12 protein-coding genes and 1 pseudogene are annotated in these 24,955 nt (G+C 61.8%); 4 read left to right on the forward strand and 9 right to left on the reverse strand.

Translation table 11 applies throughout. The features are described 5' to 3' along the window. Position 1 precedes the first annotated feature (1 nt). Positions 2 to 14,038 carry a non-ribosomal peptide synthase/polyketide synthase gene (locus AACY30_RS00490; protein WP_339539378.1) on the reverse strand — a complete coding sequence of 4,679 codons (14,037 nt, stop codon included), beginning with the start codon at positions 14,036 to 14,038 and terminating at the stop codon, positions 2 to 4. Between the two features lie 209 nt (positions 14,039 to 14,247). On the opposite strand from AACY30_RS00490, the gene AACY30_RS00495 reads away from it, so the two are divergent. Then, positions 14,248 to 14,469 carry a type II toxin-antitoxin system HicA family toxin gene (locus tag AACY30_RS00495; RefSeq protein WP_339539379.1) on the forward strand — a complete coding sequence of 74 codons (222 nt, stop codon included), beginning with the start codon at positions 14,248 to 14,250 and terminating at the stop codon, positions 14,467 to 14,469. A 26-nt stretch (positions 14,470 to 14,495) separates the two neighbouring features. Further along, complete coding sequence (locus tag AACY30_RS00500) at positions 14,496 to 14,861, forward strand: type II toxin-antitoxin system HicB family antitoxin (RefSeq protein ID WP_339467301.1); 366 nt, start codon at positions 14,496 to 14,498, stop codon at positions 14,859 to 14,861. Here the strand turns inward: AACY30_RS00500 and AACY30_RS00505 are convergent. From AACY30_RS00505 to AACY30_RS00530, 6 genes and pseudogenes are all read right to left on the reverse strand, one after another. Beyond that, positions 14,862 to 15,113: pseudogene (locus AACY30_RS00505) on the reverse strand (MFS transporter); the annotation flags it as partial. A gap of 52 nt (positions 15,114 to 15,165) precedes the next feature. Beyond that, positions 15,166 to 16,521 carry an MATE family efflux transporter gene (locus AACY30_RS00510; protein ID WP_339467303.1) on the reverse strand — a complete coding sequence of 452 codons (1,356 nt, stop codon included), beginning with the start codon at positions 16,519 to 16,521 and terminating at the stop codon, positions 15,166 to 15,168. 204 nt (positions 16,522 to 16,725) lie between these two features. Next, entirely contained in the window at positions 16,726 to 17,859 is a 1,134-nt protein-coding gene (locus AACY30_RS00515; RefSeq protein WP_339467305.1) for a hypothetical protein, read from the reverse strand. A 118-nt stretch (positions 17,860 to 17,977) separates the two neighbouring features. Beyond that, the gene (gene nadE, locus AACY30_RS00520; RefSeq protein WP_339539380.1) at positions 17,978 to 18,787 is read right to left on the reverse strand and encodes an ammonia-dependent NAD(+) synthetase; all 810 of its coding nucleotides are present in this window, start codon (positions 18,785 to 18,787) and stop codon (positions 17,978 to 17,980) included. 1 nt (position 18,788) lies between these two features. After that, on the reverse strand, positions 18,789 to 20,006 hold the full coding sequence (pncB, locus tag AACY30_RS00525) for a nicotinate phosphoribosyltransferase (protein ID WP_339539382.1): 1,218 nt from the start codon (positions 20,004 to 20,006) through the stop codon (positions 18,789 to 18,791). An 11-nt stretch (positions 20,007 to 20,017) separates the two neighbouring features. Next, entirely contained in the window at positions 20,018 to 20,665 is a 648-nt protein-coding gene (locus AACY30_RS00530) for a nicotinamidase (protein WP_339467308.1), read from the reverse strand. Positions 20,666 to 20,809: 144 nt separating this feature from the next. Between AACY30_RS00530 and AACY30_RS00535 the strand changes: the two genes are divergently transcribed. Beyond that, positions 20,810 to 21,502 carry an NUDIX hydrolase gene (locus AACY30_RS00535; RefSeq protein ID WP_339467309.1) on the forward strand — a complete coding sequence of 231 codons (693 nt, stop codon included), beginning with the start codon at positions 20,810 to 20,812 and terminating at the stop codon, positions 21,500 to 21,502. A gap of 45 nt (positions 21,503 to 21,547) precedes the next feature. Here the strand turns inward: AACY30_RS00535 and AACY30_RS00540 are convergent, their stop codons facing one another. Further along, positions 21,548 to 22,321, reverse strand: coding sequence for an L-iditol 2-dehydrogenase (locus tag AACY30_RS00540; RefSeq protein ID WP_339467310.1), 774 nt, complete (start codon positions 22,319 to 22,321; stop codon positions 21,548 to 21,550). An 18-nt stretch (positions 22,322 to 22,339) separates the two neighbouring features. Further along, positions 22,340 to 23,599, reverse strand: a complete 1,260-nt coding sequence (locus tag AACY30_RS00545) for an ABC transporter substrate-binding protein (RefSeq protein ID WP_445261408.1) — start codon at positions 23,597 to 23,599, stop codon at positions 22,340 to 22,342. A gap of 262 nt (positions 23,600 to 23,861) precedes the next feature. On the opposite strand from AACY30_RS00545, the gene AACY30_RS00550 reads away from it, so the two are divergent. Further along, entirely contained in the window at positions 23,862 to 24,800 is a 939-nt protein-coding gene (locus tag AACY30_RS00550; protein WP_339467312.1) for an AraC family transcriptional regulator, read from the forward strand. Positions 24,801 to 24,955: the final 155 nt, after the last annotated feature.

Consider the following 24,955-nt stretch of genomic DNA (forward strand, 5'->3'; position numbering starts at 1 on the left):
GTCAAATCGCCTCTAGTTCGCTCAAAAAGTCACGAAGATCATCAAAGTCTTCCGCGCTGCCGGCACGGAAGGTGGCAGCGGCCTGCACGTAGGCACGCAGGGTTTCGGTCTGGAACACTTCTACCAGGGGCACTTCCAGGCCCAGTTCGGCCTGGACCCGCGAGGTGATCTGAATCGCCAGCAGGGAATGGCCGCCCACCTCGAAGAAGTTGTCGTTCAGGCCCACTTGCGGTAGGCGCAGGACATCGGCCCAGATCGCGGCGATCTGTTGTTCCAGCTCGGTTTCGGGGGCCACATAGGCCTGTTGCAACAGGCTCGCATCCGGCTCGGGCAGGCCCTTGCGGTCGAGCTTGCCGTTGGGGGTCAACGGCATTTGCACCAGGAACATGAAATGCGTCGGCACCATGTAGTCCGGCAGACGGGTTTTCAGGGCGCGGCGCAGGACGTCGCGCAACTCGGTTTCGTTGGCCAGGTTGCCGTCTGCCGGCACCACATAAGCCACCAGGTGTTTGCCGGTCGGGCCGTCCTGGGCGACCACTACGGTTTCACCGACATTGTCCTGCTCACGCAGGCGCGCTTCGATTTCGCCCAGTTCAATACGGAAGCCACGGATTTTCACCTGATGGTCGACGCGGCCGAGGTAGTCCACCACGCCATCCGGACGCCCACGGGTCAGGTCACCGCTGCGGTACACACGGCTGCCCGGCTTGCCGAATGGGTCCGGCACGAAGCGCTCAGCCGTTAACGCCGGTCGCTCCAGATAACCCCGCGCTACGCCCTCGCCGCCCAGGTACAGCTCGCCGGCCACGCCGATAGGTTGCAGGTTGAGGTGTGCGTCCAGCACATAGCCGCTGCGGTTACCCAGCAATGTACCGATCGGTGCGTAGACGGCACCGCATGGGTCATCACGGCGGGCTTTCCACAGCAAGGGCGTGACCACGGTTTCCGTCGGGCCGTAGCCGTTGAACAGGTAAGTGGGTTTGAGCGCGCGCCAGGCCAGGTCGTAGCTGGCTTGGGCAACGGCATCACCCCCGAAGCAGTACACGCGCACCTTCGGTGGGTTGCCGTCACGCTCGGCATGCTCGGCCAACTGTTGCAGGTACACCGGCGGGAACACCGCCATGGTCACGTTGTGACGGTGCATTTGCTGGTAGGTGTATTCCGGCAGCCACAGGCTGTCATCGCGGATCAACACACTGGCGCCGTTGATCAGCGGGTGCATCCAGCCTTCGTGGGAGCCGTCGAAGGCGAACGACATGAAGTGCAGTTCGCAATCGGCGGGCGAGGTTTCATAGCGCTCGCCGGTGGCAATGATGTGCGCCACCAACGGGCCATGGGACACCGCCACGCCTTTGGGCATGCCGGTGGAGCCGGAGGTGTAGATCACATAGGCCAGGTTGTCGCCATCCAGCTTCACTTGAGGGTCAGTGTCGCTGAACCCCGCCCACTCCTCGGTGCGATCAATCGCCAGGCTGTCCAGCCCCTCGGGAATCGGCAGTTGCTGCAAGGCGCTGGTGTGGGTCAGCAGCAACCGGGCACGGCTGTCCTGCATCATGTACAGCAGGCGGTCACGCGGGTATTCGATATCCAGCGGCACGTACACGCCACCGGCTTTCATCACCGCGAGGAACGCCACCATGATCTCGGCACTGCGCGGCATGGCAATTGCCACGCGCACTTCCGGGCCGACACCACGGGCGATCAGCGCATGGGCCAGGCGGTTGGCCTGGCGGTCCAATTCACCGTAGCTCAGGGTTTGCGTGTCGAATTTCACCGCGACTGCATCCGGGGTTTCCCGGGCGCGGTCGGCTACCAATTCGTGCACCAGCCGCTCGGCCGAGAAGCCGGCGTCAGTCTGGTTCCACAACCGAAGGATGTGTTGTTGCTCATCCTCGCCCAGCAGGTTGAGTTGGCTGATGGGTTGCTGTTGATCGGCAACCATTGCCTGCAAGAGGTTCTGCCAGTGGCCGGCCATGCGTTCAATCGTGGCAGGGGCAAACAGGTCTGTGGCGTAGCTCAGGGAGGCACGCAGCGTCGCCTGGCTTTCCTCCACATCCAGCGCCAGGTCGAATTGCGCCACGCCTTCATCCCAGCTCAGCACCTCGACATCCAGTTCGGTGAGGCGCTGCAGGTGGTTATTGGCTGACGTCACACGATGGTTGAACAGCACCTGGAACAGCGGGCTCAGGCTCATGCTGCGCTCAGGCTGCAAGGCTTCCACCAATTGCTCGAACGGCAAGTCCTGATGGGCCTGGGCCTCCAGGGAACGCTGGCGCACTTGCTGCAACAGTTGCACAACGCTCATCTGCCCATGGATATCGGCCTTGAGCACCTGGGTGTTGACGAAAAAGCCGATCAGCCCTTCGGTTTCCAGGCGATTGCGGTTGGCTATCGGCACGCCCACGCGCACGTCTTCCTGGCCGCTGTAGCGGTGCAACAACGCCTGGTAGGATGCCAGCAATACCATCGGCAAGGTGATCTCGGCGTTCTGCGCCAACTGACGCAGGCCGCTCAGAAGCTCAGGGTGCAGCTCGATGCCCAGGCGTGCGCCACGCTGGCTCTGTACCGCCGGGCGCAAGTAGTCGAAAGGCAGCTCCAGCACCGGCTGTACGCCACCCAGTTGGGCCTGCCAGTACGCCAGTTGACGAGCCTTCTCACCGGCCTCCATCCAGTTGCGCTGCCACAGGGCGTAATCGACGTATTGGATCGGCAAGGCGGGCAAGTCGGGCATCCGCCCCTGGTTGAAGGTAGCGTACAAATGGACCAGTTCCTCGACCATCAATTGCATCGACCAGCCATCGGAGACGATATGGTGCTGCACCAGCACCAGTACGTGGTCATCAACAGCCAGACGCAGCAACTTGGCCCGCAGTAGTGGCCCGCGCAGCAGGTCGAATGGCTGCGCAACCACTTCTGCGACCCGCGCCTTGAGGCCATCTTCCTCGGTGCAGAGCAGGCTGATCTCAATCAGGCCCGAGTCTTCAATCACCTGCACCGCGCCGCCAGCGTCCTGGTGCACATGGGTGCGCAGACTTTCATGGCGTGCCAGCAAGGTGTCAAAACTGCATTGCAGAGCAGGCAGGTCGAGCAGCCCTTTCAAACGTAATGCGCTGGGGATGTGATACGCCGTGCTTTGCGGGTCCAGTTGCCAGAGAAACCATTGGCGCTCCTGGGCATAGGACAACGGCAGCGGTTGACTGCGGTCAGCCTTGAGCAACGCAGGAGCAACCACGCCCTCCTCGCCCAGCGCCCGAACGAAGTCCTCCAACCGCGGATGTTCGAACAGGGTCTTGAGCGCCACTTCCAGCGCCAGCACCTGGCGAACCCGCGAGACAACACGGGTGGCCAGCAGCGAATGCCCGCCGAGCTCGAAGAAGTGATCGTCAAGGCCGACCTGCGGCAGCTCCAGCACCTCGGCCCAGATCGCCGCGACCTGCTGTTCACGCAGTGTGACTGGCGCCACATTGCCTTTGCTCAAACGCGCAGCGTCCACTGCCGGCAAAGCCTTACGGTCGAGCTTGCCGTTGGGGGTCAGGGGCAGGCTGTCGAGGAACACCAGGTGCGCCGGCAGCATGTAGTCCGGCAGGCGCTCGCGCAGGGCCGCCTTGTAGGCCTCTACCGTGTCGGGTACCGAGCTGACCAGGTAAGCGATCAAGCGGTCGTTATCGGCCAGAACCACGGCTTCGCGCACGCCGGCATGCTCGCGCAAACAGGCTTCGATTTCGCCGAGTTCAATGCGGAACCCGCGCACCTTGACCTGATGGTCGACGCGGCCAATGTATTCCACCGCGCCATCTGCACGGTAGCGGGCCAGGTCGCCAGTACGGTAGAGGCGCTCCCCTGGCGCACCATACGGGTTGGGCACAAAGCGCTCGGCCGTCAGCGCGGGGCGCTCGTGGTAACCACGGGCCAGGCCGACACCGCCGATCAGCAGTTCACCAGCAGCGCCCACCGGGCTTGGTGTCAACCCGGCAGTGAGGATAAAGAACGTGGTGTTGGCGATAGGTCGCCCGACAAAAGGCTGTGCGTCGTGCAGACGATGGGCCGCCGACCAGATGGTGGTCTCGGTGGGACCATAAAGGTTCCACAGCGGACCTTGCAGGTCGAGCATGCGCTGAGCCAGGTTCGCCGGCAGCGCTTCACCGCCGCACAGGCTCTTGATACCGTGCAGCAACCGGGCACGTGGGCTTTCCATCAGCATGCGCCAGGTCGAAGGCGTCGCTTGCAGCACGTTGGCGGACTGGCTGTGCACCAGGTCGATGATTGCTTCCGGGTCGAGGGCCAGTTCCTGGCCGCTCAGCAGTACCGTGGCACCCACCGTCAGGGGCGCGTACAGTTCCAAGGCGAAGATATCGAACGAGAAGGTGGTCAGTGACAACATCCGTGCGTCAATGCCGAAGTCCAGAGTATCGGCCATGCCGCAGGTAAAGCTGCACAGCGCCCGGTGGCGTACCATCACACCCTTGGGCTTGCCGGTGGAACCGGAGGTGTAGATCACATAGGCCAGGTGTTCCGGCGTGACCTCGACCTGCGGGTTGTGCTCGGCAGCGTCGGCGGCGTCGACCATCAATACCTGCACACAGTGCCGGTGCGCCAGGTGACCGATCAAGTGTGGCTGGGTCAGCAGGACCTGTGAGCGGCTGTCTTCGAGCATGAAAGCCAGGCGATCCGCCGGGAATTGCGGATCAAGCGGCACATAGGCGCCACCTGCCTTGAGCGTCGCCAGCAGGCCGACCACCATGTCCAGAGAACGCTCGACATGCACCGCCACCAATACGTCCGGACCCACACCCGCCGCGATCAAGCGATGGGCCAGGCGGTTGGCGCGACGGTTGAGTTCATCGTAGCTCAGGGCTTGACCATTGAATTGCAGCGCCAGGGCGTGTGGTTGTGCCAGGGCCCGGGCTTCGAACAACTGATGCACACAACGCTCGCGGGGGTAGTCGACGGCGGTGTCGTTCCAGGTTTCGAGCATCTGCTGCCACTGCGGCGCACTGAGCATCATCAGCTCATCAACGGCCCGGGACGCATCGCGCACCACGGCGCACAATAGGTTTTGCCAATGTTCGGCCAGGCGCTCGACAGTTGCTGCGTCAAACAGGTCGGTGGCGTAGGTCAGAGATGCCCACAAGCCTTCGGCGGATTCTTCGGTCTCCAGGCTCAGGTCGAACTGGGTGCTGTGCCCCGACCAATCCACCGGTTGCAACGCCAGGCCAGGCAATTGCACCGGGGCTGCCCGCAAGCTGTCCTGATGGTTGAACATCACCTGAAACAACGGATTGTGACTGAGGCTGCGCTGCGGTTGCAGGGCTTCCACCAACTGTTCGAACGGCAGTTCCTGATGGGCATGAGCCTCCAGGGCACGCTGCCTGGCCTGGACGAGTAATTGATCAAACGCCATCTGCCCGTGCATGTCAGCCTGCAACACCTGGGTGTTAACGAAGAAGCCGAGCAGACGCTCGGTTTCCAAGCGATTGCGGTTGGCGATCGGTACGCCCACGCGGATCTGCGACTGGCCGCTGTAGCGATGCAGCAACACTTGGAAAGACGCCAGCAGCAGCACGAACAACGTCACACCCTGGCGCAGGGCCAAGGCCTTGAGGTCGGCCACCAGCGCATTGTCCAAATGCACTTGCCTGCGTGCGCCACGGTGGCTTTGCACCGCCGGCCGCGGGTGATCCAGCGGCAGTTCAAGCACCGGATGCTCCATCCCCAGGCGCATGCGCCAGTAATCGAGTTGACGCTGTTTTTCACCGGCGGCCATCCAGTCGCGTTGCCACTGCGCGTAGTCGGCATACTGGATCGGCAACCCAGGCAACCGGGGTTGCCCCGCATAGAGCGCCACCAACTCGTCGACCATTACTTGCATCGACCAACCATCGGAAATGATGTGGTGCTGGGTAATCACCAGCACATGGTGCTCCGGCTCAACTCGGAGCAATTTGACGCGCATCAGCGGGCCAGCGACCAGGTCAAAGGGACGCTGGATTTCCTGCGCCACCGCGTGCTCGATGGCCGAAGCGGCGACCCGCTGTTGTTCGATCGGCATCGGCAGGCTTGGGTGAATCACCTGCCAGGTGTGCTCACCGTCCTCCTCAAAGGTAGTGCGCAACGGTTCGTGGCGCTGCACCAGGGCCTGGAGCGCCTGCTCCAGTGCCGCGACGTCCAAGCGCCCACGCAGGTGCAGCGCGCTCGGCACGTGGTAGGCGGCGCTGGTCGGGTCCAGTTGCCAAAGGAACCATTGACGTTCCTGTGCGAACGACAGTGCCAGCGGCTGATCACGCGTCACCGCCACCAGCGGCAGCGCAGTTGTCGCCTGCAACTCTGCGCAAACGCCTGCGAAGGCCTCCAATGTCGGTTGTTCGAACAAGGCTCGCAGCGGTACTTCCAGTTGCAGGTCATGGCGCACCCGGGAAATGACCTGGGTCGCCAGCAACGAGTGGCCGCCACGCTCGAAGAAGTGGTCGTTGAGCCCTACCTGCTCCACCTGCAACACGGCCTGCCAGATGGCGGCCAATTGGATTTGCAGGGGATTTTGCGGCACCACGTAGGCCTGGCGTGCCTGATTCAAGTCCGGTGTCGGCAGCGCACGACGGTCCAGCTTACCGTTGCTGTTCAACGGCAACGCATCGAGGATGACCCAATGCCCCGGCACCATGTAGTCCGGCAACGACTGGCGCAAATTGTTCGCCAATGCGGACGCTTCCAACGCTTGCCCTTTAACGGGTACCACGTAGGCCACCAATTGCGTGCCTGTCGCGCTCGACTGCGCGATGACGGCGGCTTCACGCAACTGCGGCAAGGCTTGCAGGCTGGCTTCGATCTCGCCCATTTCAACCCGGAAACCGCGGACCTTCACTTGATGATCGATGCGTCCGACGTACTCAAGCGCACCCGCCTCGGTGTAACGGGCCAGGTCGCCGCTGCGGTAGAGACGCGCACCAGGCACGGCGGAGAACGGGTCCGGCAGGAAGCGCTCGGCAGTCAGCGCCGGGCGGTCGAAGTAGCATTGGGCCAAACCGTATTGGGCGCCGATGCACAACTCGCCCACACCCTCGGTGGCCAGCAATTCAAAACCACTGTCCAGCACATACAAGGAGCGACCTTCGATGGCCCGGCCAATCGGCACACCAAACGCATCGCTGGCGTCCGCCAACTGGCAGTCATGCACACTGGACACCACGGTCGCTTCGGTGGGCCCGTAGGTGTTGACCAGGCGCACGTCGCCCAGACCGGCCGCGTACCAGGCGCGCAGCCCTTCCACTGACATCGCCTCGCCGCCCACGTGCACTTGGCGCAGGTTGCCCAGGGGGCGCGGGTCGAGGGAGCACTCCTTGGCGAGCAAATACCAGTAGGCGGCCGGCAGGTCCGCGAGGGTTACGCCCTGCTGCACGATCTCTCGAGCCAACTGCCCAGCGTCCCACAGCTCATCACCACGCATGATCAACGCCGCGCCCACGCACAGCGGCGGGTAACATTGCTCGACAAAGCCGTCGAAGCTGAACGTGGCGAATTGCAGCACGCGGTCTGCCGCGCTCAAGCTGCTGTAGACCTCGGCGCTGTCGCAGAACTGGCCAAGGGCGGCATGGTCGATGGCCACGCCCTTGGGCAGCCCGGTGGAGCCCGAGGTGTAGATCACATACGCCAGGTCGGCGGCTGCGGCGTGGTTGGCGGGATTGGTGGACGGGTAGCGTGCCAGTTCTTCGCCGGACGCGGTGAACTCCTCGCGCACCAGCCCTTGGGGCAACGGTAGGTCGGCCAGCAGCCCGGTCTCGCTGAGCAGCAGGTCGAGCCGGCTGTCAGTCAGCATGTAGGCAAGGCGTTCGCCAGGATAGTTCGGGTCCAGCGGCACGTAGGCGGCGCCGCTCTTGAGCACCGCCAGCAGGCTGACGATCAACTGTGGACCACGTCGTGCGGCCAGGCCGACGCGCCGGCCTGGGCCAACGCCCAGTTCCAGCAGGCGATGGGCAAGACGGTTGGCGCGATCATTGAGTTGGGCGTAGCTCAGGCGTGTATCGCTCGCCTGCACTGCCAGCGCGTCGGGTGTGACGTCGGCCTGGGCAGCAATGCGTTCGTGCACGCGCAGATGACGCTGGGCCGCGCTAGGCGACTGGCTCAGGGCAAGGATGTCGCGCCGTGCAGCTGGGTCGAGTAGACGCAGGCTGCCGACGGGCGCCTGAGCATCAGCCAGCATCTGCACCAGCAGGTGACGTAGGTTGCGGCTTAATTGAGCGACCTGCCGAGCGCTGAAGCGCGCCTGGTCATAGCCGAACTCCAGGCGTAGGCAACTGCCCAGCTCAATGCCCAAAGTCAGCGGATAATGGGTCTGCTCATGGTTATGCAGACGACCGAACGTCAGACCGGCAGGCGCGCCCTGCTTCAAGACGTCCGCCACCGGGAAGTTCTCGAACACCAACAAGCTGTCGAACAGCGCCGCCCCTTGCTGGCCCGCCCAACCCTGGATGTCATAGAGCGGCACATGTTCGTGGTCGCGCAGGCTCAGGTTGAGGGCTTGCAGCTCGCTCAGCCAGTCGGCCACCGCCTGGGTCGGCGCGGCGGCGCTGACAATGGGCAGCGTATTGATGAACAGGCCCAGTTGCTGTTCGATCCCCGGCAACGGCGCCGAGCGGCCGGCGACGGTAGCACCGAACGCCACGCACGCCTGGCCGGTGTAGCGTTGCAGCAACAGGCTCCAGGCCCCTTGCAGCAGCGTGTTGAGGGTGACTTTCTGATGGCGGGCAAACTCGCCGAGGGCGCGGGTGAAGTCGCTGTCCAGCACCACATGATGGTCTGACATGCCCTTGCCGTCGGCCGGCACACGCAGGGCTTGCGCCAGCAAAGTCGGTGCCTGCAACGGCGCCAGACTGGCTTTCCAGAATACCTCGCCCGACGCTTGCTGTTGCAACCAGCCCAGGTAATCGCGGAACTGCCCTTGCGGTGCCGGCACGTTATGCCCGGCGTAATGGGCGATCACTTCGCCGAGCAACTGGGCGTTACTCCAACCGTCCATGAGGATGTGGTGGCTGGTGAAGATCAGGTGCCAGGCACGGCCGGCACCGCGCACCAGCATCAAGCGAAACAACGGCGCCGCATTCAGCGCAAAACCCTTCTCGCGCTCTGCGACAGCAAGCGCGTCAACGTCGGCGGCGACGTCTTCGATCACGTGCAACTGCACATCCACCTGGCGCTGGATCACTTGATGGGCACTGTCCAGGCCAAGCCAGTGGAAGCTGCTGCGCAGGATGTCATGACGGTCCAGCGCGGCTTGCCAGGCACGGCCGAACGCCAACAGGTCGAGGCCTTCGATATCCAGGCGCAACTGGTTGATATAAGCCTCTGCCTCGGGCTCGTACAAGGTGTGGAACAACATGCCCTGCTGCATGGGCGACAACGGGTAGACATCGGCAATGGCTGGCCCCGCGATAGGCAAGCCGTCGAGTTGCAATTGGGTCAGGCGCGCCAGCGGGAAGTCCGAGGGTGTGACCTGCCCCGTGGGCGTGGTGCAGCAGTGTTCGATCAGGGCCTGGAGTTCAGCCGCGTAATCATCCGCCAGGCGCTGAACAGTCGCCACCTCGAACATCTCACGACTAAACCCCCACCGCAGGGCCAATTCACCGCCGTACACCTGCCCTTCCACCGTCAACCAGTTGGCCAGCGGTGCCTCAGGGTCCTGGGCCTGACCGCTGCCCTGGTCAGCCGGAACGAACAGCGCCGCCTCGTTGAACTGGCGGTCGAACTGACCCAGATAGTTGAAGGTGATGCGCGGCGCCGCCTGATTCGACAAGGCGTCACGCGCCGCGGGTGCGCCGAGGTAGCGCAGCAGGCCATAGCCGATACCTTTGTGCGGCACGGCCCGCAGTTGCTCCTTCACCGACTTGATCGCCGCCGACAACTCACCCTCGGCCTGCAGGCGCACCGGGAGCAGGCTGGTGAACCAACCCACGGTGCGGCTCAGGTCGAGCGTGTCGAACAGGTCTTCACGACCATGGCCTTCCAACTGGATCAGCGCGGCAGGCTGCTCGCTCCAGCGGCTGATGACCCGCGCCAGGGCGGTCAGCAGCAGGTCGTTGACCTGGGTGCGATAGGCCGCCGGGGCGTCTTGCAGCAGTTGGCGGGTGTGTTCGGCGCTGAGGCGGATTTCGAGTGTGGTGCCCAGGCGGTTTTGCAGGCCGCCCTGAGGGTTGTCGCAGAGCAGATCGGCGCTCGCAGTTTGTGCCTGCCAGTACGGCAGTTGATCGTCCAGCGTCTGCGCATGGGCCCGCAATTGCTGCGCCCACAGCTGGTAGGCGCTGGTCTTGGCCGGCAGTGCGGCGTTGCGGTAAGCCTGTTGCAAATCGTCAAGCAGGATGCGCCACGACACGCCGTCCACCACCAAGTGATGGATCACCAGCAGCAGGCGCTGGGTACCCTCGGCCATCGCGACCAGCACCGCGCGCACCATGGGTCCGTGTTCAAGGTTGAGGCTGCGCTGGGCGCTATCGCAGAGTGCGGCCAACTCGGTGTCGTCGGCGGCCTGGATTTGCCACAACTCGGCGGTTGTCACCGGCTCGGCATGGGTTTGCTGCCAGCCTTCTGCGTGTTGCACAAAGCGCAGGCGCAGGGCGTCGTGGTGGTTGATCAACTGGGTCAAGGCCGCTGCAAGGCGCGCAGGCTCAAGGATTTCGCGTGGGGTCAGCAGCAACGACTGGTTCCAATGCTCACGCGCCGGGATCGCCTGCTCGAAAAAGCAGTGCTGCACGGGGGTGAGGATCACCTCGCCGATGACTGGCCCTTGTTCAATAACGGTTGCCTGCTCAAAGGCAGCCACCCGCGCCAGGCTGCGCACGCTCTGGTACTGGAACAGGTCTCGCGGGCTGAGGCGAATACCCGCCTGGCGCGCACGGCTGACCACCTGGATGGAGATGATCGAGTCGCCGCCCAGTTCGAAGAAGTTGTCTTCCAGGCCGATCTGCGGCGTGCCGAGCACATCACTCCAGATCGCCGCCAAGGCTTTTTGCAGGTCATTTTCCGGCGCGACATAGGCCTGCTGTGGGGTGGCGTCCGGCAATGGCAAAGCTTTGCGGTCAAGCTTGCCGTTGGCAGTCACCGGCAACTTGTCCAGGGGCACCATGTGGGTGGGCACCATGTATTCCGGCAGGCTGCTGAGCAACCAGGCCTTGAGGTCGCGCGGCGCGGCGCCTTCCAACACCAGATAGGCCACCAACTGCTTGGCGCCCTGCACCAGCACCACGGCTTCACGCACCGATGGGTGCTGCATAAGGCGCGCCTCGATTTCACCCAGCTCGATCCGCAGGCCGCGCAACTTGACCTGGTGATCGAGGCGGCCAAGGTATTCGATTACCCCGTCGGCCCGCTGGCGCACGCGGTCGCCGGTGCGGTAAAGGCGTGCGCCTTCACCGAAGGGGCTCGGCACAAAACGCTCGGCGGTGAGCGCCGGTCGTCGATGATAACTGCGCGCCAGGCCAGTGCCGCCCAAGTACAGCTCGCCGCTGACGCCAGTGGGAACAGGGTTGAGCTGGGCGTCGAGCACATAGGTGCCGAGGTTGGCGATGGGCCGGCCGATAGGCACGCTGTCGGCGCCTTCGTCGATGCAGGTCCAGTGGGTAACGTCGATGGCCGCTTCGGTCGGACCATAGAGGTTGAACAGACCGGCCTGTGGCAACTTGGCGAACACTTGCAACTGCGCATCCAGCGGCAAGGCTTCACCGCTGCACACTATGCGTCGCAGGCTGTTGCAGGCTTGCACCCCCGGCTCATGGATAAACGCCTGGAGCATCGATGGCACGAAGTGCAAGGTGGTGATGCGGTGCTGCGCGATGGTCTCGATCAGGCGCGCTGGCTCACGGTGTTCACCGGGCGCGGCGACGACCAGGCGCGCGCCGGTCATCAACGGCCAGAAGAACTCCCACACCGACACGTCGAAACTGAACGGGGTTTTCTGCAGCACCGCATCGCTGGCGTCCAGGCCATAGGCCTGTTGCATCCAGCACAGCCGGTTGACCAGCGCACGGTGGCTGTTGCCGGCGCCCTTGGGCTTGCCGGTGGAGCCGGAGGTGTAGATCACGTAGGCCAAGTTCAACGCGTGCAGGCTGACGTTTGGCGCTTCAGTGCGGTAGCCATCGAGCCAGCCGGCGGGCTGGTCCAGGGCAATCACCTGAATGCCATCGGCAGGCAGCAACGGCAACAGGCTACGCTGGCTGAGCAACAACTGGATGCAGCTGTCCTCGACCATGTAGGCCAGGCGCTCCCGGGGGTATTCAGGGTCCAGCGGGACGTAGGCGCCACCCGTCTTGAGAATCGCCAGCAGGCCGACCACCATTTCGATGGAACGCTCGATGCAAATCCCCACCAGAGCGTCGGGGCCAACGCCCTTCGCGCGCAGGGCATGCGCCAGTTGGTTTGCACGCGCATCCAGTTGAGCGTAAGTCAGCGTGGCAGCGCCAAACAGCAGCGCCGGCGCATCGGGCGTAGCCCGTACCTGGTCTTCGATCAGGTGATGAATGCCGCGATCAGTCGGATATACCTCGGCGGTCTGGTTCCAGGTTTGGATCAACACCTGCTGTTCATGCGCGGCCAGCATCGGCAATTCACCGATTCGCTGCTCACCGTCGCCCACCATGGACTGCAACAGGCTGATCCAGTGCGCGGCCATGCGCTGGATAGACGACGCGTCGAACAGGTCATTGGCGTAGGTCAGCGCGGCCTGCAGCGTGCCGGACTTTTCATAGGTATCGAGTGTCAGGTCGAACTGGGTGGTGCGGCCTTGCCATTCCACCAACGCCAGCTTCAGGCCGGAGGCAGTGCTGACGCTTGCGATGTCAGCGACCACCGGCTGGTGGTTGTACATCACTTGGAACAGCGGCGTATGGCTCAGGCTGCGCTCGACCTTGAGCGCTTCTACCAGACGCTCGAACGGCAGATCCTGATGGGCCTGCGCACCCAAGGCATGCTCTTTGATGCCTTGCAGCAGCTCATTGATACGAGTTTGCCCGGTCAACTCGGTGCGCAAGACTTGGGTGTTGACGAAAAAGCCGATCAACCCTTCGACTTCAGTCCGGTTGCGGTTGGCAATGGGCACGCCAACGCGGATATCGCCCTGCCCGGTGTAACGATGCAGCAATACGTTGAAAGCACCGAGCAACAGCATGAACAGGGTGACATTGTGTTTTTGCGCGCAAGTGCGCAGTTGTGCGGCCAGTTCGGGTTCAATCGCGAAATTGTGGCGCGTGCCCTGGTAGCTCGGCATCGCCGGGCGCGGGCGGTCGGTGGGCAGCTCCAGCACGGGATGCTCATCGCCCAGGCGCGCTTGCCAGTAATCCAGTTGGCGCGTCTGCTCACCCGCTTCCAGCCAGCGGCGCTGCCACAGGGCGTAGTCGCTGTACTGGATCGGCAAGGCCGGCAGTTGCGGGGTTTCGTTGCGCTCGTGGGCGTCGTAGCAGCGGATGAACTCGTCGATCAGCACGTTCATCGACCAGCCGTCGGAGACGATATGGTGCAGAGTCAACAGCAGCACATGCTCCTGTGCGCCGAGCTTGAGCAATTGCACGCGCAGCAGCGGACCGTTTTCCAGGTCGAACGGCAGCAGCGATTGACGGGTCGCCGCTTCGTTGACGGCCTGTTCGCGCTCGGCGGCAGCGAGGTGGCTCAGGTCCCGTTGCTCGACGGTCAGCACCGTATCAGCCGGCACCTGCACCAGGCGCTCGTCTGCCTGACGCTGGAACACCGTACGCAGGGTTTCGTGGCGCGCGACCAGGCTGGCAAACGCCTGCTCTAGCGCGCCAAGGCTCAACGCGCCCTTGAGTCGCACCGCACCCGGCAGGTTGTAGGCGCCACTGGCCGGGTCCAATTGCCAAAGAAACCACATGCGCTGCTGCGCATAGGACAACGCCTGGCGATCCTGCGCCTCCACCCCTGCTGGAATCGGAAACCGGGAAAAATCCACGCCTTCTTTCTGCAAGGCCTGCAGGAACAATCGGCGCTTTTCCAGGGGCAACCCGATAAACCGGCGAGCAAGTTTCAAGGAGTCTTCAGCATTCATTTCTTGGAGTCCGGAGCAATAGGCAGGAAGCACAAAGGCACGTCGTCCCTATAAAACGAACCGGACAGGGAAAAATTAGCGGGCGGTGGCAGGCGCGGAGCACGGTGTCATCAAGGGTTACATCAATCTCGGGAAGACCGCCCGAACACAAGCTAGCATTGACGAACACCACTTTTTGCAACTACATTTAGTTACACGCAGGGAACGCCGTGTCCAAAAATGAAAAGCTGCTCACCAAATTGCTCAACGAGCAAATGACATTTACTTGGTCCGAACTCGTCACGCTGTTGCGTCGGCTGGGCTACACACAGATTGAAGGGGCCGGAAGCCGCGTCAAGTTCGACATCGGCGACCCCAGTGCAATGATCACCTTGCACAAGCCTCACCCTGGCAACGAACTGAAACACTACATTCGACGCCAGATCATCTAACAATTGAGATCAGGAGAGCTGATTCAGTGAACAACCAACTGAAACACAACGGCTACATCGGCTCCATCGAAGCCAGCCTCGAAGACAACTGCCTGTTCGGCAAGGTTTTGTTCATCAAGGCGCTGGTGAGCTACGAAGGGAAAACCGTCGCCGAGCTGGACACGGCCTTTCGTGAGGCGGTGGATGATTACCTCGCCACCTGCCAGACCCTGGGGCAGGCACCAGAGAAACCTTGCAAAGGTTCCTTCAATGTCCGGGTCGGCCATGACCTGCATCTGGCGGCGGCGCTGGCGGCGACCCGTAAAAAGGTGACGCTCAATGACCTGACCCGTCAGGCGTTGCACGAGTTTCTGCAGCATCACAGTGCAGACGCTAGCCCAGCGGTCGGCTGATCACCCCAGGCGCCGATACCCCAACACCGCCGAGCCCAGCACCACAGCCCCCGCCACCCATGCGATCCAGAACCCGCTGGTGGCGCCAAAGTGGTCGATCATCCAACCGGAACTGGCGGCGCCTATGGCCACGCCGATGCTGAGGCCGGTGATCAGCCAGGTCATGCCTTCGGTCAGGCGACTGGCGGGCACGATCTGCTCCACCAGGGCCATGGCCACGATCAGGGTCGGGGCGAAGAACACCCCGGCGAGCGACTTGAGCAAGGCTTGCAGGGCCTGGAGCTATTGCTGCGCGGCCTGTACCTCACACCAGCCGCTTGATCTGCTTATGCCGCCAGACCAACCGGTAATACGCGGTCTGCAATGCCAGCATTGCCAGGTAAGTCACCGGAAACGCCATCCACACCCCTTCCAGGCCGAAATGGGCATTGAACAGGTAAGCGATCGGCAACTCGACGCAGAGCACGCAGAAAATCGAGATCGTGACCGGCATCAGCACCACGCCACTGGCGCGCATGATCCCGCCGATCACAGCCTGAAAGCCGAACACCAGGATGCTCCACAACATGATGTGCAGCAGGTGTTCGGCGTTGATCCGTGCCGCGTCGTCGGTGATGAACAGGCCGAGTAACCAGTGGGACAGCACATAACCCAGCACAATCAGGCCGCCAGTGAGGCAGGTGTTGATCAACAAGCCCGTGCGCAGGATCGGCCCGATGCGTTCCAGGCGCCCGGCGCCAATGGCCTGCGCACCGAGGATCGACGCGGTGATGGCAATCGACAGTGCCGGAAACTGCACATAGTTGACGATTTGTGTCACCGCGCCATACGCCGCCGTGGCCTGGGAGCCATGGCCGTTAACCAGGGCGAGAATGACCAATTCTGACAGCGACAGCACCACCATCTGTAAGCCGGTAGGCAGGCCTATGCGCAAGACCTTTCCTAAAATCACGCGGTCCAGGCGTAAGGCCGCGAGCAGTTCGCGATCCGGCGCCATCACATGGTTTTTATGGCGCAGGCGCAAGATCAAAAACAGCATTGCCAGGGCGTTGCCTACCAGTCCGGCATACACCGCGCTCTGGATACCCATCGGCGGCAAGCCAATCCAGCCGCGAATCAGCGCCGGGGTCAGCAGCAGGCCGACCAAGGTCGAGACCATCAGTGCCAGCAGCGGCGAGATCGTATCGCTGACGCCACGCAGCAATTGGGTGTAGAGAATGAACACCAGCAGCAACGGCATGATCAGCATCATTTTCTGGGCATAACCGACCGCATCGTCGAGCACATCAATCGGCGTGCCCAACGCCTGCAAGGCCGGGCGCGCAAACAGGCTGCCCAGCACCGCGGCGATCATACCCACCAGCGCCCCCAGGGTCAGGGTGGCGCCGGTAATCGCCTTGACCATCCCTGTTTCCTGGGCGCCCCAGGCCTGGCCGATCAACACCGAGGCACCCGCCCCCAGGCCAATCACCAGGGCGATAAAGAAGAACACGATGGGAAACATCCCCGACACCGCTGCCAGCGCCTGGGTGCCGAGCATTTGACCGACGTAGATGCCATTGAGGGTGCCGGAAAAGCTTTGCAGGAAGTTGGACAGCACCATCGGTGCCAGAAAGATCAGGTAGATCTGCCAGAGCGGACGTTGCAAAGGGCTTTGCATGAAAAACGGGGCCTCGGATCACTAAAGCGTGCGAAGGTTATACCGCAAGTGGATCCCATCTTCCTGTGCTTTCGGGCTCAACCACCTGGCAGGCAGTGCTACTGGCGTTTCATCTGCAGGGTCAGGCATGAAACAGCCACGGCCTGAACGCAGGTATCACGTTGCGGGCCGGCCACAATTGTTCTTGCAGGCGCGTTGAAACCCTCATCCAACTGGCGCGTGCCCGTTTTTGAGTATCTCGTCGATGTTAGCCATATCGAAACGTTTGTCCTCGTAGCCCGCCCCTCCCTGGCTGTTAACGCCAATATCCAGCTCGCGCAAAAGCCCGGGACGGTTGAGCAGCTCAGTTGCAAGTTGCCGTGCTTCGGGGCTGAACGTACGATTCGATGGCGTTAGACCGGCCGCCTCCTTCAGTTCATTGACGTTGACATATTGATCGTCTGCGCCGGCAGTAAACTGCCTGAAGTTATCCTTTATGCCCTGAATCAGGTCGTGGTTATCCATGTTCCGGTACTTGTCCGACGAGTAAGCCAGGTTATCCCTGGAGAACGCCCCATCGAGCACGCCCATGCCGCTTTGATCAAGCTCCTTGAACACTTCTCCACGCTCAAGCAGCTCATTGGCCAGCGCCATCTCGGCTCCCGTGGCGGGCCGACCATCCAAGTGATAACCGCTGGCAACCGCATTGAGTGATTTGTCGGTGATCAAACCGGGGGAGTTTGGATCTTCAAATGAACTGAAACGAGCCAGTATCTTGTTGAGAAGCTCTTGCTTGCTGTCGTTCGCATAAGGACGCTGCCCCGACAGTGACATCGAGCCGTCCCATTGGTTTTTATGAGCGTAGTGCGGCGCAGACATGGAGGGCTGTTGCCAATCGGCCTGAGGTGCATATTGGTTTTCCAAACGCTGGCGCTGCATGACGCCGCTGTAGCGCCCTGGGAATTCCCGCACCGGAGGTGCTTCCTGCTGCTCGACGTAAGCAACGGTCTGGTCCGCGTCGCTCGGGCTGATCAACCCATCTGATGAACCGCCGTGGTTGATCCCGTCAAGCATGCCGTTCAATTCAGGCCGCTGGAGAATCTCCCTTGCCAAAAACGTCATCCGATCATGAAACGGATCTCCGTTCAGTGGGCGGTTAGCCGCGTGCAGAAGGGATTGCTGTGTCACAAACCCGCTGTCAGAACTCTGGAAGTATTCAAAGTTATCAGCGAAATCCCGAGCAACCACTGAGTTGGGTACACGCCAACCAGCCTTATCAGAAGGTGCCTTGGGTTGCTCGCAACGAGCGCTGAAATCACCGCAATAAGGGGTTTCCTGACGAAGATTTACATAGGACATAGCAAGACCTCAGATACTGGAATCGATAACAGCCAACCCAAATCGACTGCGCGCTGGATCAACATTCCATCTGTGGCCATGAGCGCGAAAACGGTTCCCGTGGACGGCTGGGGAAGGATCACGCAGGAGTGATAGGCAGCGAGCGTTTGTGCGCTGTCTTGCTGGACGCCCCCTCTACGATTGCCCTCACCCGCTCACTCACGGGTTCGCCCATGAGGTACGCATCGATCTCTGCGTAAGAGCAACCGTACGCGTGCTCATCCGGCTTACCCGGCGCCAGTTCCTCCAGGTCGGCCGTGGGATGCTTGTGCACCAGGTTATCAGGCGCGCCCAGTGCGCTGGCCAGTAGGCGCACCTGGGTTTTGGTCAGGCCCGACAGCGGTGCCAGGTCGCAGGCGCCGTCGCCGAATTTGGTGAAAAAACCCATCAGTGCTTCCGCGCCATGGTCCGTACCGACCACCAGCCCATTGTGCAAATTGGCCACGGCGTATTGCGCGATCATCCGCGTGCGCGCCTTGACGTTGCCCTTGATGAAGTCAACATGGCTGGCGCTGGCGTCGGTAGCGGTCAGGCTGGCCATCAGGCCGTCAACACTGGCGGCGATGTTCAGCGTGTCGATATGGTCCGGGGTGATGAAATCCAGGGAAGCCTTGGCGTCGCTTTCATCGGCCTGGGTTTTATAGGGCAGGCGCATGGCGATAAAGCGCGCGGCGTAACCCTCGGCGCGCAGTTGTTCGACGGCCAATTGGCACAGACGGCCAGCCGTCAGCGAATCAACGCCGCCGCTGATGCCCAGCACCAGGGCCGTGCAGCCGGCGCTGCGCAAGGTGGTCTTGATGAAGCCGATGCGCCGTTGAATTTCCTTGGTTTCACCGCCCTTGACCAGTTGCCGATTGATGTTCAGTTCCTGCGCGATACGATTTTGCATGTCACACCTCCACGCTACCGACATTGAACACCTTTGCCGCGTACTGCAAAAACGAGGCGTCTTCGCAAACGTTCTTGATCGGGTCATCCGAGAACTTCACCACCGGTTCACCGTGCACCCGCACCAGTTTCATCACGATGCTCAGCGGTTCGACGCCTTCCACATCGCAGGCCAGGCTGGTGCCCATGCCGAAACCGAACTTGGCCTTGCCGCGCACGTGGCGCAATATCGGCAGGCATTTTTTGAAGTTCAGGCCATCGGAAAACATCAGGTCCTTGGTCATCGGGTCGATGCCCAGTTGCTTGTAGCGGGCCAGGACTTTGTCGGCCCAGACGATGGGGTCGCCGGAGTCCTGGCGCAGCCCGTCATACAGTTTGGCGAAGTACAGGTCAAAATCCTTGAGGAAAAAGTCGGTGCTGATGGTGTCGGTCAAGGCAATACCCAAGCGGCCGCGGTATTCACGCACCCAGTTTTCCAGGCCGGCGTTCTGGCTTTCGCGCAGCCGGCCCAGTTGTTGGTGCACCATCATCCACTGGTGGGCCATGGTGCCGATCAGCGGCAGGTCGAATTCGTAGGCCAGGTGCGCGTTGCTGGTGCCGACGAACTGGCCGGGGAAGTCGCGGCGCATGATGTCGATCACTTCGCGCTGGGCCTTGAACGACAGGCGCCGGCGGGTGGAAAAATCGGAGACGCGCAAGTCGGCCAGCTCATCGCGGCTGAGGTTTTTCTCCAGCCAGTCGAACTTCTGGTAGAGCTTGCGGGTGATGTCTTCCAGGGTCACGTCGGGGTATTTATCGCGGTTGCGCAGCTCGCTGACCAGCGCCAGTACCGGTTGCTCGAACATGATGCAATGCAGCATCGGGCCGACCACGCGGATGTTGAGTTGGCCGTCGACCTCACTGACGTGGATATAACGCAGGTTGAAGCGGAACAGGCCGAGAAAGCGCTCGTAATCAGGCGTGAGGTACTCACGAAAACGCGGGTTAAACAAGAAGCGCAATTCGCCCTCACGCATGTGCAGGCCCGCGAGCTTCTCCAGCTCGTCGCGCAGTTGCGGGATCAAGTGGCCGAGCTTTTCCTTGGCTCGCACGATGAAGTTGTATTCCACATCAACGTTGGGGTGCTGGTGCAACACCGCCTGCATCATCGTGAAGGTGTAGTAGTCAGTGTCGAGCAAACCCTGGATCACCGGGGATTCGTAGTCGTATGCACTTTCCATGGTGTGTCTCCTTAACGCGCGGCCTGTGCTGCCAGTTCTTCGCGGGTGCTGCTGATGACGGCACCGGCCTTGAGCAACTCACTGACGGCCTGTACGCCGCCCTCCTCGGTAATACCCCGGCACGCCGGCAGGTGCAGGACCACTTCCAGGCCGGCCTTGAGCAGTTGCAACGCGGTGGTCTTGACGCAGTAGTCCAGGGCCAGGCCGCCGACGATCACACGCCTGACGCCTGTGGCGTTCAGGTACTCGATCACGCCGGTGGACAGCTTGTCGTGCAGGTCGTGGTAACACGCGCCGTAGGGGTGCAGGTCGGGTTCGACGCCTTTCCAGATGAAGTAATCGTAGTCATACGGGGTGGGCAGCTCGTCGAGCAAGGTGAAGCCTTCGGTGCCGGGTACGCAGTGGCTCACCCAGGTCACATCGGCATGGGCCAGGCCGGTGGGCCGCAGCATCTCGCTGTGCTGGGTGACCACCCAGGGCGCGTGCGGGGTGTGGGCGTCCTTGCTGCCGACACGGTGGCCGGCGAGGCTTGCCATGAAGTTCAGCTCGGCACCGATCTGGTCGCCCCCGGCCACTGGTAACTCAGCGGGGCACAGCGGCGTAAAGCTCTTCTGGGCGTCGACGTCGAATGAAGCAATGGCAGTTTTCGCGAGTGTCATGGCAGCTCTCCTGTGGCCTGAAAAAAAAGTACACGTCATGTACTTTCATTGCAAGAAACATTTATTTATCTATCCTGGAGCCAGTACATGACATATCTGTTCGATTCGTTAGACTGTGCCCACCGCTGTTTAGAAGGACGTCACATGACACTTAGCGCCTACCTCCATACCGTCGACCTGTGTGTGTTGTTTTACTGCCGCACCTCCAGCCAATTGCAACTGCTGCTGAACAAGCGCGAAGCCGAACCGTTCGCTGGGCATTGGGCGTTACCCGGCGTAGTGGTGAATGGCGGCGTGCAAGATCTGAGCCTCCAGGATGCGGTGGAGCGTTTGCGTGCAAGCGACAAGGTCGGCCTGGACCTGGCCTGGAGCGAGCAAGTGGGCACGGTGGGGGATGCGTTTCGTGATCCGCGGTGCTGGTCGTCGTCCACGTACTACCTGGCGATTGCCACGGATGAAGTGACGCTGGGTGAGCATCAGGGCTGGTTTTCGCTGGCGGCGGTTGCGGACGGGAGCATCAAGCTGCCGTTCGATCACAACAGCATCGTGGCCGCCGTGCAGGAACGCTTGTTCTCCAAGTCGCTGTACAGCAGCTTGCCGTTGATGTTCCTGGGCGATGAATTCAGCGCGCCCGAAGCGACCACGATCTTTTCCCTGGTGCTCGCGCGCCCGGTGTTGAAGACCAGTATTCGCCAGCGTTTGTTGAAGCTGACTGAGGCACGGTATTTACGCGAGACGGGGCGCAAGAAGAATGGCGAAGGCGGCCGGCCCCAGGCGACGGTGGAGGTTTTGAAGCCTGGGGAGATCTACTTCTTTGATCGCAGCTTTGCCGACTAGCCTCGCTCTAAAGAATAAAGCACATCAAATGCTCCGCATATGACGCTAGTTCATCCAGTTGCCGCCATCCACGTTGTACGTTTGCGCCACAACATAGTCAGCGTCTTTGGAAGCCAGGAAAACCGCCATTCCCGTCAAATCCTCCGGCGTGCCCATCCGCCCAAACGGCACCTCATCCCCTACCCGCTTCTTTTTCTCGCCTGGCGCCAGCCCTTCATGCTTGGCGAAGAGCGCATCCACCCCGTCCCAATGCTCACCCTCCACCACACCCGGTGCAATGGCGTTGACGTTGATCCCTTGCTTGATCAGGTTCAACCCTGCCGATTGCGTCAGGCTGATCACCGCTGCCTTGGTCGCGCAGTAGATCGCCACCAGCGGCTCGCCCCGGCGCCCGGCCTGGCTGGCCATGTTGATGATCTTGCCGCCGTGGCCCTGGCTGATCATCTGCCGCGCGGCGGCCTGCAGGGTGAAGAGTGTGCCGGCGACGTTGATCGAGAACAGCCGTTCGAAGCTCTCGCGGGTGATGTCGACGATGGGCGCCAAATCGAACAGCGCGGCGTTATTGACCAGAATATCCAGCTTGCCGGCCTCGGCCACCACGGCAGCAATTGCATCGTCGATGGAGGCTTGGTCGGTGACATCCATCTCTACCGCGTAAGCCTGTGGGCCCAACTCGGCGGCCGTGACCTGGGCTTGTTGCAGGTTGATGTCGGCGATGGCGACCGTCGCACCTTCAGCGATGTAGGCCTGGGCAAACGCGCGGCCAATACCGCGCGCCGATCCGGTGATCAGCGCGCTTTTACCTTCGAGACGTTTCATGAAAATGTCCTGTAGAAATTACTTCGGATAGCCGGCGCGTTTCATCTCGCGCTCGGCAGTGGACTGCGCTTGAAGCAAGGCCTGGTCAACCGACATACCGCCAGTCAGCGCCGCCGAGAACAACTTGCCGACCGAGGTGCCGATGGCCTGGAACTCGGGAATGGTCACGTACTGGATGCCCACATAGGGCACCGGTTTCGCCGACGGATGCGCGGGGTCAGCGTGTTTCATCATCTCCAAAGTCACTTGGGCAAACGGTGCGGCTTTCAAATACGCCTCGCTGTAGGTGGACTGGCGGGTGCCTGGCGGTACGTTGGTGATGCCTTCTTTGTCAGCGACGAGTTGGATGTAGTCCTTGGAGGTGGCCCACGTGATAAAGGCCTTTGCGGCGTCCTTGTGCGTTGAGGTAGCCGGAATGGCCAGGGACCAGGCGTAGAGCCACGAGGAGCCTTTATCCGTGACTTCGGTAGGCGCGGCGGCGAAACCTACGCTGTCGGCGACCTTACTTTGAGTGTTATCCGTGGTGAAGGAACCGGCCACGCTGGCATCGACCCAGATCGCACATTTGCCACTGTTGAACAGCGCCAGGGTCTCGTTGAAACCGTTGCTGGAAACACCCGGCGGGCCGTATTGCTTGAGGGTGTTGACGTAGAAGTTGGCGGCCGCTGTCCACTCGGGGCTGGTCAGCTCGGGCTTCCATTGCTCGTCGAACCAGCGTGCGCCAAAGGCATTGGCCATGGTGCTCAGCAAGGCGATGTTCTCGCCCCAGCCGGCCTTGCCACGCAGGCACATGCCGTATTGGCCTTTGTCCTTGGCGGTGAGCTTGGCGGCGAACTCGCCGAGCTGGCTCCAGGTCGGGTGCGTGGGCATACTCAGGCCGGCTTGCTGGAACAGATCGGTGCGGTAGTAGGTCACCGTGCTTTCGCCGTAGAACGGCAAGGCGTAGAGGGTGCTGTTGACCGACAGGCCCTGGCGCACCGAGGGGAAGATATCATCGGCGCCGTAATCGGCCGGCAATTGGGTCAGCGGTTCCAGCCAGTGCTTGGCGCCCCACAATGGAGTTTCGTAGGTGCCGATGGTGAGCACGTCGAACTGCCCGCCCTGGGTGGCGATATCGGTGGTGAGGCGCTGGCGCAGGACGTTTTCCTCCAGCACTACCCACTTGAGCTTGATATCCGGATGCTGTGCTTCGAACACCTTGGACAGGCGCTGCATGCGGATCATGTCGCTGTTGTTGACCGTAGCGATGGTGACGGTGTCGGCGGCATAACTGGGCATGGCCAGCGCCAGGCCTGAAAGCAGGAACAACGCTTGCGGGAGCTTGAACATAGCGGTTTCTACCTGTTGTTTTTGTTGTTGAGGGCCGATTACAGCAGCTCCTCCAGGCCCTCCACAAACGCGTGACGAATGCTCGACTGGTACTTTTTTAACCTTTGGCTCGAAGTTAAAAAAGTATCAGTGCCAAGCGAAACCGGGGGTAGCGCTCCCACGGCCGAGGCGCGTATTTTGGATCGATTCCAAGAATCATAAGAAGCCTCCCATGCCTGTCAGCCGCGCCAAGCTGTTCGAGCACCGCCCCGCCGAGCTGGAAGTGATCCTGCCCGAACCGAACCACTGCTTCCGTTGGTTCGAACACGACTACCCCTATGATTTGGCGCGCTGGAACCACCACCCCGAATTTGAAATCCACCTGATCCGCCAAGGCAGCGGCAAACTGGTCGCCGGCGACTACATCGGTGCGTTCGGTGCCGGGCACGTCGCCTTGATCGGCCCCGACCTGCCCCACGACTGGATCGGCGAACTGGCCCCTGGTGAGTACCTGACCGGCCGCGATGTGGTGCTGCAATTCGACGGCGCCGCCCTCCTCGCCCTGCGCAAGACCCTGCCTGAACTCGGCGACTTGCAGCCGTTGTTCGAGCACGCCCGACGCGGCCTCGAATTCACTGGCGAGACGGCGCTACAGGCCGCGCGTCTAATGGAAGACATCGGGCGCGCCCATGGCCTGCAACGGTTGGTCCTATTCCTGCAACTGCTCGACAGCCTGAAGAACGCCCCGACGCCGCAGGTCAAGGCGCTGGCCAGCCCCTGCTACGCGCCTACCCTGGACGCCCGCAGCGCCGAACGCATCAACAAGGCATTCGACTATCTGATGCGCGAGCTGACCGGCGATGTGCGTCTTTCGGTGATCGCGCAGCAACTGGAAATGAGCGAACCAGGCTTTTCGCGCTTCTTCAAGCGCAACACCGGCCATGGTTTTATCGACTTGATGCGCAAGTTTCGCGTGCAGCGCGCCTGCCGCTTGTTGCTGCAAAGCGATATGTCGGTGGCGGACATCTGTTTTGAAGTGGGCTACGCCAACCTGTCCAACTTCAACCGGCACTTTCGTATCGAGATGGACCAGACGCCGAGTGACTATCGAAGGGAAACCGCGATGCATTTGTTTAACCGAATCGAAAAAATGACACCCCGTCAATTCTGACCAAAAGGTTGACTAATCCCGGTTTTTTTCAGGCTGATCAATTGATTGAGCAAAGTTGGTACAGCCTGTGCAAACGTTTGCGGAACGAACTTGCCAGCCAAGTTCTTCCTCACCCGAGGAATCGGGTTCAAACCGCGTACGAATAGGGATTTTCA

It is taken from the genome of Pseudomonas sp. RA_5y_Pfl1_P24 (assembly GCF_963970945.1).
Lineage (GTDB): Bacteria > Pseudomonadota > Gammaproteobacteria > Pseudomonadales > Pseudomonadaceae > Aquipseudomonas > Aquipseudomonas tritici.

What these genes read in the sequence shown, in the direction of transcription:
- nadE (WP_339539380.1), bottom strand. Translation starts at nt 18,787, where the DNA reads ATGCAAAATCGTATCGCGCAGGAACTGAACATCAATCGGCAACTGGTC.
- AACY30_RS00530 (WP_339467308.1), bottom strand. Translation starts at nt 20,665, where the DNA reads ATGACACTCGCGAAAACTGCCATTGCTTCATTCGACGTCGACGCCCAG.
- AACY30_RS00510 (WP_339467303.1), bottom strand. Translation starts at nt 16,521, where the DNA reads ATGCAAAGCCCTTTGCAACGTCCGCTCTGGCAGATCTACCTGATCTTT.
- AACY30_RS00540 (WP_339467310.1), bottom strand. Translation starts at nt 22,321, where the DNA reads ATGAAACGTCTCGAAGGTAAAAGCGCGCTGATCACCGGATCGGCGCGC.
- AACY30_RS00535 (WP_339467309.1), top strand. Translation starts at nt 20,810, where the DNA reads ATGACACTTAGCGCCTACCTCCATACCGTCGACCTGTGTGTGTTGTTT.
- AACY30_RS00515 (WP_339467305.1), bottom strand. Translation starts at nt 17,859, where the DNA reads ATGTCCTATGTAAATCTTCGTCAGGAAACCCCTTATTGCGGTGATTTC.
- AACY30_RS00545 (WP_445261408.1), bottom strand. Translation starts at nt 23,599, where the DNA reads ATGCCCAGTTATGCCGCCGACACCGTCACCATCGCTACGGTCAACAAC.
- AACY30_RS00550 (WP_339467312.1), top strand. Translation starts at nt 23,862, where the DNA reads ATGCCTGTCAGCCGCGCCAAGCTGTTCGAGCACCGCCCCGCCGAGCTG.
- AACY30_RS00490 (WP_339539378.1), bottom strand. Translation starts at nt 14,038, where the DNA reads ATGAATGCTGAAGACTCCTTGAAACTTGCTCGCCGGTTTATCGGGTTG.
- pncB (WP_339539382.1), bottom strand. Translation starts at nt 20,006, where the DNA reads ATGGAAAGTGCATACGACTACGAATCCCCGGTGATCCAGGGTTTGCTC.